Raw genomic sequence first — 14676 nt, 5'->3', positions numbered from 1 at the left:
GAGACATAGCGACAGGCTCGGCTCAGAACAAGCCGCCCGCGTCCCCTTGCGAGATCGCGTCCTGGGTCTGCTGGCTGATCACGGCCGGCGCCGAGCCGCCGCCCTGGTCGCCGCCGATCACCTGATAGCTGTCGGCCGGACCCGTGCCGGGCTTGAAAGCCTCGACGATCGTGCCCTCGCCCTCCGCCGCCATGCCATTCTTGCGGTTGATCGAGACGAGCGTCATGCCGTCCGGCACCTTGAAGTCGACGGCGGGCTTGCCGGCGAGCGCCACCTTCATGAAGTCCACGAAGATCGGCGCCGCGAGGCCGCCGCCGGTCTGGCCTTTGCCGAGCGGCGTCGGGCTGTCGTAGCCGAGATAGAGGCCGGTCACGAGGTCGGGCGTATAGCCGACGAACCAGGCATCCTTCTCGTCGTTGGTCGTGCCGGTCTTGCCGGCGATCGGCACGCCGAGCTGCTTCACCACGGTGGCGGTGCCGCGCTGGACGACGCCCTCCATCATCGAGGTGATCTGATAGGCGGTCATCGGGTCGAGCACCTGCTCGCGGTCGTCGATGAGTTCCGGCTCGGCCTGATCGCTCCAGCTGGGCGCGTTGCAGGCGTCGCACTTGCGGTTGTCGTGCTTGTAGATCGTGCGGCCGTAGCGGTCCTGCACGCGGTCGATCAGCGAAGGCTCGATGGAGCGTCCGCCATTGGCCATCACCGAATAGGCCGAGACCATCCGCATCACCGTCGTCTCGCCGGCGCCGAGCGCCATCGGCAGATATTGCGCGAGATGGTCGTAGATGCCGAAGCGCTGCGCATATTCGGCGACGAGCTTCATGCCCATGTCGCGCGCGAGGCGCACCGTCATCAGATTGCGGCTCTGCTCGATGCCGCGCCGCAACGTCGAGGGGCCGCCGCTGCCCTCGTCGCCATAGTTCTTCGGCTCCCAGACGCCGCCATTGCCGTCGGGAATCGAGATCGGTGCGTCCATGATCACGGAGGCCGGCGTATAGCCGCTGTCGAGCGCCGCCGCGTAGACGATCGGTTTGAAGGAAGAGCCCGGCTGACGCATCGCCTGCGTCGCACGGTTGAACTCGGACTGCGAATAGGAGAAGCCGCCGACGAGAGCGAGCACGCGGCCCGTATGCGGGTCCATCGAGACGAGGGCGCCCTGCACCTTCGGCGGCTGGCGCAGGCGATAGGTCGCGCCCTCCTTCTTCTCGACATAGATCACGTCGCCGCGCTGCAGGATCTGGTCGGCGCTACGCGCCGAGCGCGGGCGTCCTTCCACATCCATGCGCTGCGCCCATTTCATGTCGGCGAGCGCGAGCGTGCCGACATCGCGGTCGGGGCCGAGCGCGCCGGAGGCGAGGCGCGTCGGCTGGAGGCCGATGCGGGCGCTGCCAGCATCGGCATCGAGCACGACGGCGAGCCGCCATTCCGGCACGTCGGCGAGCGCCGGCACGTCGCCCAGCGTCCGGCCCCAGTCGCTGCCGATCTCGATGCGCTTGGCGGGGCCGCGCCAGCCGCGCGCCTGGTCGTAGTCGACGAGGCCGTCATGCAGCGCGCGCCGCGCCTCGGTCTGGAGCTTCGGATCGAGCGTGCTGCGCACCGTCATGCCGCCCTCGTAGAGCTCCTTGACGCCGTAGCGCTGGATGATCTCGCGCCGGACCTCCTCCGTGAAATATTCGGCATCGGCGATATAGGTGCCGGAACGGTTCGGCTTGATGCCGAGCGGCTTGGCGCGGGCCTCGCCCGCCTGTTCGGCGGTGATGAAGCCGTTCTGGTGCATCTGCTCGATGACCCAGTTGCGGCGCTCCAGCGCGCGCTCCGGGTTGCGGAAGGGATTGTAGTTCTCCGGCGCCTTCGGCAGGGCCGCCAGATAGGCCGCCTCCTGCACTTCGAGATCGTTCACCGACTTGTCGAAATAGGCGAGCGAGGCGGCGGCGACGCCATAGGAGCCGAAGCCGAGATAGATCTCGTTCAGGTAGAGTTCGAGGATCTTGTCCTTGGAATAGGCCTGCTCGATGCGCAGCGAGAGGATCGCCTCCTTCACCTTGCGCTCCAGCGAGCGCTCGTTGGTGAGAAGGAAGTTCTTGGCGACCTGCTGGGTGATGGTGGAGCCGCCCTGCATCGGGCCGCCCTTCAGCTGCACCATCACGGCGCGGCCGAGGCCCTGCACGTCGACGCCCGGATGGGTGTAGAAATTCTTGTCCTCGGCCGAGAGATAGGCGTTCTTCACCAGAGCCGGGATCGCCTGGATCGGCAGGAACAGCCGGCGCTCCTTGGCATATTCCGCCATGATCGAGCCGTCGGAGGCATGGATGCGCGTCGTGACCTCGGGCTGGTAGTCGGCGAGGACCTGATAGTCCGGCAGGTCCCGGCTCATGCTCTGCACATAGGCGACCACCCCGCCCGCGACGAGGATGAAGCCAACGCAGGCGATACCGAAGAGGTAGCCGAGCAGTCTGAACATTCGCGAACCCCCAAACGACCTCGCCGGCCGGCCCGCGGCTGACGAAGCGCGGAACCGTCCTGGCGCCGACCGGTCCTGTCGTATGCCACGCCGCCTTGCGGGAGGAATGCGGCGCGCGCATGTCACCCGGCCGGAGCGTCCGCCCTTATTCGATGGCTTGTTGCATGCCCACCACAGGAGCCGCCGTCAACCGCCGCCGGCGATTTCCTTCTTGTCTCTGGGGGCTTGGGTGCCGAGAAAACGCTCGATGGCGGCGGCGATCGCCTTCGCGGAGTCGTTGCGCCAGCTCTCGTCGAGGAGAAGCTGCTCGTCGTCGACGTTCGACAGATAGCCGACCTCGAGCAGCACGGACGGCACGTCCGGCGCGGTCAGCACCTTGAAGCCGGCCGAACGCTTGGGATTGCGGATGAGCCGGATGTCGTGGCGGCCGAGTTCCTGCACGAGGCCGGCGGCGAAATGTTCGGAGAGATTCTCCGTCTCGCGGCGCATCAGTTCGACAAGGATGTCGAAGACCTCCGGCTTGTCCTCGCGCCAGCGCGGATCGACGAAGCGGTCGGCCGAGTTCTCGCTGTCGGCCACCTCGCGCGACAGGGAGTCCGACGCCTTCTCGGACAAGGTATAGACCGTCGCGCCGCGCAGGTCCGCATAGCGGATCGAGTCCGAATGCATCGACACGAAGAGATTGGCCTTCGCCCGCCGCGCGATCTCCGAGCGCTCGGTGAGCGAGATGAACGTGTCGTCCTCGCGCGTCATCAGGACATGGACGCGCGGATCGCCGGCGAGCGCGTCGCGCAGCGCGAGGCCGAAGCGCAGATTGACGTCCTTTTCCAGCGTCCCGTGCTTGCCGATCGCGCCGGTGTCGACGCCGCCATGGCCGGGATCGATCACCACCGTGTAGATCCGCTCCGGTTCGGCCTCCTTCGCCGCCGCCGTCGCGCCCTCCTCCAGGCCCTGGGGCCTCGCCGCCGCATCCGCGAAGGCTTTCGCGTCCGCCGTGTTGAGGCGGAGGGTCAGGGTGGTCTTGCCATCGTCCGTCGCCATCGCCAGATCGGGCAAGGCGGGCCGCTTCAGTTCGAAGACGAGGCGGAAGCGGTCCTTCGAGATGAGCCCCTGGCGCAGACCGGCGACGAACTCGTTCTTCTCCAGCCTCAGATCCTTCATCGCCGTCACCGCGTCATAAAGATCGATCACGACGCGGTTCGGCCGCGCCAGAAGGATCAGCTTCGAGCGGGGCGTCCCGGCGAAGCGCATCTCCGCGACATAGCCGTCGCCCGACGCCTGCTGCGAAAAGCCCGTGAGAACGGATTCATAGGGCTCGCGCGCAACCGTCGGCGAGCCGGCGAGAAGCATCGCCATTAGAAGGGCGACGCGACGGAGAACGACGAGGGCGGAAGACGGCATCGGACTCGATTCGCTGTGACGGATCGTCCGCGCTGGCGCGGAATGGCGGAAAGCCAGTCGCAACTCGCGCTGTCCCAAGGCTTTCCCCTTGTTTCCCGGCTTCGCCCATCTTAAAAGCGAAAGTGAGGCTGGTAAGACTCACCCGTCGGTCGGAGTGGACCCGCCCGCGACAGGCCGATCGCCGTACGACCGAGGTACGAAGATCGGCCGCACCGATGCCAGGCGCAGCGAAGCGCGGGCGTGAGGGTCGCGAGCCGTTTCTTCCGTCATTGCCATCCTTGCAGAGCCATTCTCGCCCATCCATCGCGTTTGGGCGGTTTCCCTCGCGCAGATCCGCCGCTTCCCAGCGGCAGAGGCCGTGCGGTTTCGTCGGTCGCCGTTCGGCGACCAATCAGTGTTGCAGGTCGCAGAACGTTGTCGCCAGCCTTTCCCGAAGCACAGACGAGAGCAGCGGGGCCTTCCGGCCCGGGCCTCGCGCTGTCGGCATGGCTGGCCGTGATCGAATCGTTCCCGACCGATGCGGACACGCCTCCCCTCGCGAATTCTCCGCCCTTCACCGGCGGCCGCGCAGCCGAGGCGTCGGTCCCGGAGATTGACTACCATGGCAAACAAAATGCTGATCGACGCGTCTCATCCGGAAGAGACGCGCGTCGTTGTCCTGAAGGGTAATCGGATCGAGGAATTCGATTTCGAGTCGGAACACAAGAAGCAGATCAAGGGCAATATCTATCTCGCCAAGGTGACGCGGGTCGAACCCTCGCTCCAGGCCTGTTTCGTCGACTACGGCGGCAATCGCCACGGCTTCCTCGCCTTCAGCGAGATCCATCCGGACTATTATCAGATCCCCGTCGCCGACCGGCAGGCCCTGGTCGAGGAAGACCTGCTGCGCGCCAAGGAGGAGGAGGAGCAGGAGGAACGCAAGTTCAGCCGCGCCTCCGCCGAGCCGGCCGCGAAGGCCGCCGGGGCCGAGCGTGCCGACGAGAGCGTGTCCGAGCCGCTGGCGGAGACGGACGAAGTGGCGTCCGGCGCCGAAGATTCCGCCGAAGCCCGCGCGGATGTCGACGCGGAGCCGGATGAGGCCGTGAGCGCGCCTCTCGACGAAGCGGGCGAAGGCGCGCCGTCGGACGATCTGCGCCTCGCCGCCGAGCAGGCGGATGCGACTGAGTTCGATCCCGCTTCGGCCGAAGAGTCCGCGTCGGACGACACCCTGACCGCCGAGACGGAGACCGAGGCCGAAGCGGCCTCCGGGGAAAGCGAAGGCGAGCCGACTCGGCAGCGCGGCGAGCGCGGCCGCCGCCACCGGTCGCGCCGGCGCGGCAACGGCGCCGAGGACGAACTGCCGGGCGAGGAAGAAGAGGAAGTCGTCGAGGAGCTCGGCTCCGAGGACGCGATGGAGGAGGTGCCGACCCGCGTCGCGCGTCCGCCCCGCAAGCAGTACAAGATCCAGGAAGTCATCAAGCGCCGCCAGATCCTGCTCGTGCAGGTCGTGAAGGAAGAGCGCGGCAACAAGGGCGCGGCGCTCACCACCTATCTGTCGCTGGCCGGCCGCTATTCGGTGCTGATGCCCAACACCGCCCGCGGTGGCGGCATTTCCCGCAAGATCACCAATGTCGCCGATCGCAAGCGGCTGAAGGAGGTCGTGCGCGATCTCGACGTGCCGCGCGGCATGGGCATCATCCTGCGCACGGCGGGCGCCAACCGCACCAAGCCCGAGGTGAAGCGCGACTACGAATATCTGATGCGGCTTTGGGACTCGGTGCGCACCGTCACCCTCTCCTCCACCGCGCCTGCCCTCGTCTACGAGGAAGGCAGCCTCATCAAGCGGTCGATCCGCGACCTCTACAATAAGGACATCGACCAGATCCTGGTGGCGGGCGAGAACGGCTACCGCGAAGCCAAGGACTTCATGCGGATGCTGCTGCCGAGCCAGGCCAAGGTCGTGCAGCCCTATCGTGAATCCGTGCCGATCTTCAGCCGGGGCGGCATCGAGGCGCAGCTCGACCGCATGCTCCAGCCGCATGTCACGCTGAAGTCGGGCGGCTACATCATCATCAACCAGACCGAGGCGCTGGTCTCGATCGATGTCAATTCCGGCCGCTCGACGCGCGAGCATTCCGTCGAGGACACCGCGCTCCAGACCAATCTCGAAGCGGCGGAGGAGATCGCCCGCCAGCTCCGCCTGCGCGACCTCGCCGGCCTCATCGTCATCGACTTCATCGACATGGAGGAGAAGCGGAACAACCGCGCCGTCGAGAAGCGCATCAAGGAATGCCTGAAGGACGACCGCGCCCGCATCCAGGTCGGCCGCATCTCGCATTTCGGCCTGTTGGAGATGAGCCGCCAGCGCATCCGCGCCAGCGTTCTGGAATCGACCACGCAGGTCTGCCCGACCTGCGCCGGCATGGGCTTCATCCGCTCGAATTCCTCGCTCGCGCTCCATGTCATCCGGTCGATCGAGGAATATCTGCAGAAGCAGTCGACCCATGACATCGTCGTGAAGGTGCCGACCGGCACGGCGCTCTATGTCCTGAACGAGAAGCGCCGGACGATCGACGAGATCGAACGCCTCTATGGTCTGCGCATCCTGATCCAAGCGGACGACACGCATGGCCATCAGCATGTGGCGATCGAACAGGGCGCCGAAGCCGCGCCGCGTCCGGTGAAGAGCGAGGCCGTCAGCCCGCTGACCGTCGTGCCGGAGGAGATCGAGCCCGAAGCCACGGTCGAGGAGACCGAGGAGGCGGTGGAGGTTTCGGCCGGCGACGAGACGGACGAGCGTTCCGAGGACGGAGCCCGGCGCAAGCGCCGCCGCCGTCGCGGGCGGCGCGGCGAAGGCGACGCAGTGGCGGCCGATGCCGAGGCCGAGTCCGAAGGCGAGACGGAAACCGAGACGACCGAGGAAGCCGGCGAGACGGCGACCGAAGACGCGCTCGCGGCCGAGGATGCCGAGGCCGAGGCCGAGGGCGACGAGAACGGCGCGGGCCGCAAGCGGCGGCGCCGGGGTCGGCGCGGCAGCGGCCGCAAGCCGCGCGACGAGGACGGCATCGCGGCCGAAGGCGCCGCCGAGCCTGACGCCGAGGCGGTCGAGACCGCCGAAGCCGCCCTGCCGGACGCGCAGGGCGAGAGCGCCGAGGCGGGCGCTGACGAAGTGGCTGGCTCGGAACCCGTGACTGCGGAAGCCCCTGTCGAGGCCTCGCCGGCGGAGAGCGAAGCCGCCTTCGAGCCGGCGACGGCGGAAACCGTGCCGGAACTCGCGGCCGAGGCGATCGCGCCGGTCGTCGCCGAACCGGCGGAAGACGCGCCCGCCGCGGAAGCGGCGGCGGATATCGCACCCGAGGCCGAGCCGGCGGCGACCGAAGCCGCGCCGGTCGCGGCCAGCGAGCCGGAGCCGGTGGAAGAGCCGCAGAAGCCGGAGCTTCTCGAACCCCTGCTGACCTCCAGCGGCGGCGAAGAGGAGGAAGGCGAGCCGAAGCCGAAGCGCAGCGGCTGGTGGTCGCGACGCGGCTTCCTTTGAGACGGAAACGGGCGGCGCAAGCCGCCCTTTTCGTTCGGGTCGGCCGGCACCGTAAAGGCGACGCACCGTTCACAGCGGCATATCGGCCCGCCCTGCCCGCCGGCCTCTCGCCGAGCGCAGTGGCGTGATAACCCTTCCCGGATGAGTGCCGGACCCTCGAAATCCAGACGCGATCTCTGGCTGCGCCATCTTCGGCTCGGCTCGGGGCTCGTTGTCGGCGCTTTCGTCACGATGCATATCGCCAATCTGGCGCTCGGCCTCGTCTCCCTGGACGCGATGGAGGCGGCGCGCCCCTGGCTGTCCGGCCCCTGGCGCTCGCCGCCCGGCACGGTCCTGCTCTATGGCGCGCTCCTGGCGCATTTCGGCCTGACGCTCGCCGCCCTCTTCCGTCGCCGCACGCTGAAGATGGCGAAGGGCGAGGCGATGCAGATCGTCTTCGGCCTCGCTTTGCCGCTGCTTCTCGTGCCGCATGTCCTGTCGACGCGCGTCGCCTTCGCCCTCTCCGGTCACGAGGCGACCTATCCGCATGTGGTGCGCTCGCTCTGGCTGGCCGATCCGAGCGTCGCCTTGAAGCAATGTCTCGCGCTCCTGATCGCCTGGGGCCATTTCTATCTCGGCCTCGCCTTCTGGGCACGCGGCCGCAGCCGCTTCGATCCGAGCGCCGGGCGCTTCCTCTATACCTGCGCCGTCGTGCTGCCGATCCTGGCGCTGGCCGGCTTCGCCTCGGCCGGGCGCGAGGCGGAGATGCTGTCGGTCGATCCGGCGGCGACGGTGAAGGTCCGTCCGCCCTTCTGGATGGACGAGACGATCTACACGCTGATCGGCCTGCCGGTCGCCCTCGTCTTCGGCGGGCGCGGCGCGCGGGCGCTCTGGGACCGTCGCCGCCGGGTGCGGATCCGCTATCCCGGCGGGCGCAGCATCGACGTGCCGCAAGGATCGAGCGTTCTCGAGGCGAGCCGGCTCGCCGGCATCCCGCACCCGTCCGTCTGCGGCGGGCGCGGCCGCTGCTCCACCTGCCGCGTCCGCATTCTGTCCGGCGAGAAGAATCTGCCCGCGCCCGGCGCCATCGAGGCGGCGACGCTGGCGCGCATCGGCGCGCCGCCGCATGTGCGTCTCGCCTGCCAGCTGCGCCCGAGCCATATGGTCGAGGTCGCGCCCGTCCTCGCCGTCGCGGAAGGTCGAACCCACGGGCAATTGCCGCAATCGGGCAGCGAACGCGATATCGCCGTCCTCTTCTGCGACATCCGCGGCTTCACCACCCTGTCGGAGCACAGCCTGCCCTTCGACGTGGTGTTCTTCCTCAATCACTATTTCGAGATCGTGACGGCCGCCGTCGAGGCGGAGGGCGGACATCTCGACAAGTTCATCGGCGACGGCGCGATGGCGCTGTTCGGTCTCACCGCCGATCGCGCCACGGCGGCGCGCCAGGCCTATCGTGCGGCGCTGCGCATCCGCGACGGGATCGCGCGCTACAATGCGGACTATGCCGGCGAATTGCCGGCGCCGCTGCGGCTGGTGCTCGTCGCCCATTTCGGCCCGGCGATCGTCGGCAAGATGGGGGCCGGCCGGGCGCTGAACCTCACCGCGATCGGCGACACGATCAATGTCGCGAGCCGGCTGGAGCAGCTCGCCAAGGACGCGAATGCCGAACTCGTCCTGTCCGACGATCTGGTGCGGATCGGGGGGATCGACACCTCCGGCGGTCTGACGCGCCAGATGCTGCTGCGCGGCCGGTCGGAACCGATGGTGCTCTGGTTCTTCCGCGCCCTGCCGCCACTCGACGCCGTGTCGCCGGCGGCAGCGGCGACGGCCGGGACCCGCGCCTAGAGAACGGTTGCCAAGCGACGCACTGCCTCGACCAGCGAGGCGTGATCGCAAGCATAGGACAGCCGCACCGTGCCCTGGCCGCGCCGAAGGTCGAAATCCAGCCCCGGCGTGATCGCCACATGGCAAAGTTCGAGAACGCGCCTGGCGAAGGCCGTCGAATCGTCGAAGCCCGCCGGCAGGGCGGCATAGGCGTAGAAGGCGCCGTCGATCGGCGCGATCTCGCGGAAGCCGAGACGCGGCAGGGCCTCGACCAGGAAATTGCGGTTGGCGACATAGCCGTCGCGGACGGCGAGGAGGCTCGCCGTCGCGTCGAGCGCGGCCATGGCGGCGACCTGGCTGAGTTCCGGCGCGGAGATGTAGAGGCTCTGGCCGATGCGCTCGGCGGGGCGCACCAGCGCTTCCGGCAGCACCATCCAGCCGATCCGCCAGCCGGTCATGCAGTAGAATTTCGAGAAGGAGTTCACGACGATCGGCGAGGCGGAGAAGCGCAGCGCCGTCTCCTCGCCCTTCGCATAGGAGAGGTTGTGATAGATCTCGTCCGAGATGAAATGCAGCCCGGCCTCGTCCGCGAACTCGACGAGGCGCCGCAATTCTTCCGGCGGCGTCACCGTGCCGGTCGGATTGGCCGGACTCGCGACGAGCAGACCGTGCAGCGGCCGCCGCGCATGCTCGGCGCGCACGCGCTCGGCATGGAGCACATAGCCGCTCGCGGCGTCGACCTCGATCTCGACCGGCTCGATCCCCAGGGCCTTCAGGATGTTGCGATAGGCGGGATAGCCCGGCGAGGCGATCGCGACCCGGTCGCCGGGATCGAAGGCGGCGAGGAAGGCGAGGTTGAAGCCGGCCGAGGAGCCGGTCGTCACCATGATGCGCTCCGGAGCGACGTCGCAGCCGTAATGCTCGCGATAGTGCCGGGCGAGCCGCTCGCGCAGGTCCAGCCGGCCGAGCGCGTCGGTATAGGCGATGCGTCCGGTGTCGAGGATCGCCCTCGCGGCCGCGATCGCCTCCGGCGGGGCGGGTGCGAAGGGTTGGCCGACGGCGAGCGAGATCACGTCCTCGCCCCGCGCCCGCATGCGGTTCGCCTCGGCCAGCACATCCATCGCCCGGAACGGATCGACCGCCGAGCGTTGCGAGGCTGCCGCAGTGCGAATCGGGTTGTTCGGCATAGGGTGACGCGCCTAAACTTCGCCGGAAAGCCGTGTGCTCAACGGTCGGACATGGTCGTTTCCGCGCTCGCCTCGCGGGGGCGCGGGAGGCTCTCAATAGAACCGATGATCATGCGCTTCCAGACCCGGCTCGTTTCCGTTCTCGCCGCCGCGACCCTCGCCATCACCGGCGTCGCGGCCGAGGCGGCGCCGCAGCCGAAGCAGAACCTGCCGATCGTGCGCGACGCCGAGATCGAGGGGCTCATCGCCGACTATACGCGCCCCATCTTCAAGGCCGCCGGCCTGAAGCAGCCGGTCGACATCATTCTCGTCAACAATCCGGAATTCAACGCCTTCGTCTCCGGGCGGCGCATCTTCGTCAATACCGGGACGATCGTCGCGTCGGATACGCCGAACGAGGTGATCGGCGTGCTGGCGCACGAGACCGGCCATCTGGCCGGCGGCCATCAGTACCGGCTGCGCGAGCAGGTGGACCAGGCGCAGAAGATCGCGCTCATCGCCGGCCTGCTCGGCATGGGCGTCGCGGCGGCGGGCATCGCCGCCGGGTCGAGCAACATGGCGCGGGCCGGCAGCGGCATCTTCGCCGGCGGCGGCACCACCGCGATGCGCGGCCTTCTCGGCTATCAGCGCTCGGAAGAGGTGACGGCCGATCGCTCGGCTCTCGTCTATCTCCAGAAGTCCGGCCAGTCCGGCAAGGGACTGATCACCAGCTTCGAGCGGCTGGAGCGCAACAACATCCTGTCGGGGGTGCAGCCGAACCGCTACATCACCTCGCATCCGGCGCCGCGCGACCGCATCGCGCTCTTGCAGACGGCGGCGCATGAGAGCCCCTATTTCGACGTCCCGGACAGCCCCGAGCTCCAGCTTCGCCACGATCTCGCGCGGGCGAAGATCATCGCCTATAACGACGGCGCCGGCGCCGTGCAGCGGGTGTTCCGCAAGGACCCGCGCGGCCTTCCCGCCCTCTACGGCGACGCGATCTCAACGCATCTCGCCGGCTCGCCGGCCTTAGCGTTGCAGAAGATCGACGCCGTCATCGCGAAGAATCCGAAGAACCCGTATTTCCACGAGATGCGCGGCGAGATCCTGATGGAGGCCGGCCGCGCCCGCGACGCCGCCGCCGCCTTCCAGACGGCCTCGAAGCTCGACCCGAAGAAATCCGGCCTGATCGAGGCCTCCATCGGCCAGGCGCTCGTCACGGGCGGCGACAAGGGGCAGATGAAGGATGCGGTCGCCCATATCAAGAAGGGCCTGGAGACCGACCCGACCAATTCCGTCGCCTATCGCTTCCTCGCCATGGCCTATAACGCGCTCGGCGACGATGCCGCCGCCGAGCTTGCCACGGCCGAGGGCTACTGGCATGGCGGTGCGATGAAGGACGCCCGGATCTTCGCCGCGCGCGCCCAGCTGAAATTAAAGCCCGGCACGCCGCAATGGCTCCAGGCGCAGGACATCCTCCAGTCGAAATGAGCGCCGCGCGCTCGAAAGGTCTTTTGTCCGTGAGCAGAGCCCCCCTTCGCGCCGCGGCGCTCGCCGCGTTTTTGTCCCTGCCCGTCCTGCCGCAGGCGGCCGCCGCCATGGACGAGCCGCAGAAGAGCGAGCTGCGCGGCGAGATCCGCGCCTATCTCCTGGAGCATCCGGAAGTGCTCTTGGAAGCGATGGATGCGCTGGAGGCCAAGCGCGCGGCGGAAGAGGCGCGGAATCAGTCGGCCGCCATCGCCAGTCTCGCGGGCGAACTCACCGCGACGCCGCCCGGCACCGCGATCGGCAATCCCGAGGGCGACGTCACGCTGGTCGAGTTCTTCGACTATAATTGCGGCTACTGCAAACATGCCCTTACCGACATGGAAGCGCTCGTCGCCGCCGATCCGAAGCTGCGCGTCGTCCTGAAGGAGATCCCGGTGCTCGGCGAGCAGTCGGTTGCCGCGAGCCGCGTCAGTCTCGCCTTCCGCCACCTGGCGCCGCAACGTTACGGCGAGTTCCACGAGAAGTTGCTCGGCATGCGCGGCGTCGCGGACGAGGACAGCGCGATCGGCGTCGCCGAAGGTCTCGGCGTCGCCGAGGCGGACCTGCGCGGCGCCATGGGCTCGCCGGACGTCCAGAAGGCGATCGACGAGAACAACCGTCTCTCGGCGCTTCTCAAGGTGAACGGCACCCCGTCCTATGTCATCGGCGACGAGGTCGTGTCCGGGGCGGTCGGACGCGAGGCGCTCGCCGCCAAGATCCAGAATATGCGGTCCTGCGCCAAGGCCAGCTGCTGAGACGAGAGACCGGCGGCCGAAATACCGGCTTTGCGTCGGCCGCGCCGCAGTCTATACGGCTCCATCAAAATAACGGGCGGCATCTTCGCCCCGCCGCGCCAGCGGCACGGCCGCCGGCTCCAGCGGATCGGCCGCCGCCGATCGGATCGGCGCGCGGGACCGGATGCGGCGGCGAATGATGTTCGGAAGGAACGGAATGTCCACGAAGGAAAACAGCATCGATCGCGAACTCGTCCGGGAGCTCGCCGATATCCTGAACGATACGGACCTGACCGAGATCGAGATCGAGCAGGGGCCGCTGCGCATCCGCGTTTCGCGCAAGAAGGAAGCGCCGGCCATGCTGCCGCCGGGCGGCTTCCAGATGATGGTGCCGCCGGCGGCGATGCCGGCCGCCGCTCCCGTCGCAGCCGCTGCCCCGGCCGCCGCGCCCGCCCCGGCCACCGGGCCCGAGCCCGGCTCCGTCCCCTCGCCGATGGTCGGCACGGTCTATCTCGCGCCGAGCCCCGACGCCAAGCCCTTCATCGAGGTCGGCCAGACGGTCGCGGAAGGCGATACGCTGCTCATCATTGAGGCGATGAAGACGATGAACCAGATCCCCGCGCCGCGCGCCGGCAAGATCGTGCGGATCTGCGTCGACAATTCCCAGCCCGTGGAATACGGCGAAGCTCTCGTCGTGATCGGCTGAGCGCGCCGGCGATGTTCAAGAAGGTCCTCATCGCGAATCGGGGCGAGATCGCCCTCCGGGTGCTGCGCGCCTGCAAGGAACTCGGCATCCCGACCGTCGCCATCCATTCGACGGCCGACAATTCGGCCATGCATGTGCGCCTCGCCGACGAGAGCGTCTGCGTCGGCCCGCCGCCGGCCCGCGACAGCTATCTGAACATTCCGCAGATCCTCGCCGCCTGCGAGATCACCGGCGCGGACGCGGTCCATCCCGGCTACGGCTTCTTGTCCGAGAACGCGCGCTTCGCCGATATTCTCGACGCGCATAAAATCACCTTCATCGGGCCGACCGCCGACCATATCCGCATCATGGGCGACAAGATCGAGGCGAAGCGCACCGCCAAGCGTCTTGGCATCCCCGTGGTGCCGGGCTCGGCCGGCGCCGTGTCGGACGATGCGGAAGCGGCGCGGATCGCCGGCGAGATCGGCTATCCCGTCATCATCAAGGCCTCCGCCGGCGGCGGCGGTCGCGGCATGAAGGTGGCGCGCGGCGCCGCCGACCTCTCCGTCGCGCTTGCCACCGCCCGCTCGGAAGCCGGCGCCGCCTTCGGCGACGACGCGGTCTATATCGAGAAATATCTCGAGAAGCCGCGCCATATCGAGGTGCAGGTCTTCGGCGACGGCGCGGGCAACGCCATCCATCTCGGCGAGCGCGACTGCTCGCTGCAGCGCCGTCACCAGAAGGTCTGGGAAGAGGCGCGCTCTCCGGCGCTGAGCGACGAGCAGCGCGTCCGCATCGGCGAGACCTGCGCCAATGCCATGCGCGAGCTGCGCTATCGCGGCGCCGGGACGATCGAGTTCCTCTACGAGAACGGCGAGTTCTATTTCATCGAGATGAACACGCGCCTGCAGGTCGAGCATCCGGTGACGGAAGCGATCACCGGCATCGATCTCGTCAACGAGCAGCTGCGCGTCGCGGCCGGCCAGGGCCTGTCGGTGACGCAGGACGACGTGCGCTTCGCCGGCCATGCGATCGAATGCCGCATCAATGCCGAGGACCCGCAGACCTTCGCGCCCTCGCCCGGCAAGATTACCTATTACCACCCCCCCGGCGGTCTCGGCGTGCGCATCGACAGCGCCATCTACCAGGGCTATTCGATCCCGCCCTATTACGACAGCCTGATCGGCAAGCTCATCGTCCACGGCCGCAACCGCGCCGAATGTCTGATGCGCCTGCGCCGCACGCTGGACGAGATCGTCGTCGACGGTATCAAGACCACCCTGCCCCTGTTCCAGGCGCTGGCCGAGAACGAGGACATCGTCAACGGCGCCTACGACATTCACTGGCTGGAGAAATATCTCGGCATGGCGAAGTCCGGCTGA

Annotated in this window: 10 protein-coding genes; 6 read left to right on the top strand and 4 right to left on the bottom strand. The window is 68.2% G+C overall.

Going from position 1 to position 14676, the window contains the following annotated elements:
- Positions 1-22: 22 nt before the first annotated feature.
- The gene (locus tag IEY14_RS02075) at positions 23-2461 is read right to left on the bottom strand and encodes a penicillin-binding protein 1A (protein ID WP_188906556.1); all 2439 of its coding nucleotides are present in this window, start codon (positions 2459-2461) and stop codon (positions 23-25) included.
- Positions 2462-2647: 186 nt separating this feature from the next.
- On the bottom strand, positions 2648-3862 hold the full coding sequence (locus IEY14_RS02070) for an N-acetylmuramoyl-L-alanine amidase (RefSeq protein WP_244639265.1): 1215 nt from the start codon (positions 3860-3862) through the stop codon (positions 2648-2650).
- 601 nt (positions 3863-4463) lie between these two features.
- Between IEY14_RS02070 and IEY14_RS02065 the strand changes: the two genes are divergently transcribed.
- Both IEY14_RS02065 and IEY14_RS02060 read left to right on the top strand, forming a co-directional pair.
- Positions 4464-7376, top strand: coding sequence for an Rne/Rng family ribonuclease (locus IEY14_RS02065; RefSeq protein ID WP_188906555.1), 2913 nt, complete (start codon positions 4464-4466; stop codon positions 7374-7376).
- A gap of 141 nt (positions 7377-7517) precedes the next feature.
- Positions 7518-9203 carry an adenylate/guanylate cyclase domain-containing protein gene (locus IEY14_RS02060; protein WP_188906554.1) on the top strand — a complete coding sequence of 562 codons (1686 nt, stop codon included), beginning with the start codon at positions 7518-7520 and terminating at the stop codon, positions 9201-9203.
- Here the strand turns inward: IEY14_RS02060 and IEY14_RS02055 are convergent.
- Positions 9200-10369, bottom strand: a complete 1170-nt coding sequence (locus IEY14_RS02055) for a pyridoxal phosphate-dependent aminotransferase (protein ID WP_188906553.1) — start codon at positions 10367-10369, stop codon at positions 9200-9202. The two genes, IEY14_RS02060 and IEY14_RS02055, sit on opposite strands and share 4 nt — an antisense overlap.
- Positions 10370-10474: 105 nt before the next feature.
- Here IEY14_RS02055 and IEY14_RS02050 point away from each other — a divergent pair, with 105 nt between their 5' ends.
- Together IEY14_RS02050 and IEY14_RS02045 are read left to right on the top strand one after the other, a co-directional pair.
- Complete coding sequence (locus IEY14_RS02050; protein WP_244639264.1) at positions 10475-11839, top strand: M48 family metalloprotease; 1365 nt, start codon at positions 10475-10477, stop codon at positions 11837-11839.
- Positions 11840-11868: 29 nt separating this feature from the next.
- Positions 11869-12630: a DsbA family protein gene (locus IEY14_RS02045; RefSeq protein ID WP_244639263.1), complete on the top strand. Its 762-nt coding sequence runs from the start codon at positions 11869-11871 to the stop codon at positions 12628-12630.
- A gap of 51 nt (positions 12631-12681) precedes the next feature.
- Here the strand turns inward: IEY14_RS02045 and IEY14_RS02040 are convergent, their stop codons facing one another.
- The gene (locus IEY14_RS02040) at positions 12682-12849 is read right to left on the bottom strand and encodes a hypothetical protein (protein WP_188906550.1); all 168 of its coding nucleotides are present in this window, start codon (positions 12847-12849) and stop codon (positions 12682-12684) included.
- Here IEY14_RS02040 and accB point away from each other — a divergent pair.
- Together accB and accC are read left to right on the top strand one after the other, a co-directional pair.
- Positions 12827-13315, top strand: coding sequence for an acetyl-CoA carboxylase biotin carboxyl carrier protein (gene accB, locus IEY14_RS02035; RefSeq protein ID WP_188906549.1), 489 nt, complete (start codon positions 12827-12829; stop codon positions 13313-13315). The two genes, IEY14_RS02040 and accB, sit on opposite strands and share 23 nt — an antisense overlap.
- Before the next feature lie 11 nt (positions 13316-13326).
- A complete protein-coding gene (gene accC, locus IEY14_RS02030; protein WP_188906548.1) occupies positions 13327-14676 on the top strand; it encodes an acetyl-CoA carboxylase biotin carboxylase subunit in 1350 nt (449 codons plus the stop codon).

The sequence above is a fragment of the Aureimonas endophytica genome (genome assembly GCF_014642635.1).
Taxonomy (GTDB): Bacteria; Pseudomonadota; Alphaproteobacteria; order Rhizobiales; family Rhizobiaceae; genus Plantimonas; species Plantimonas endophytica.
The sequence above is the reverse complement of the archived record's forward strand: the minus strand, read 5'-3'. Positions and strand labels throughout refer to the sequence as shown.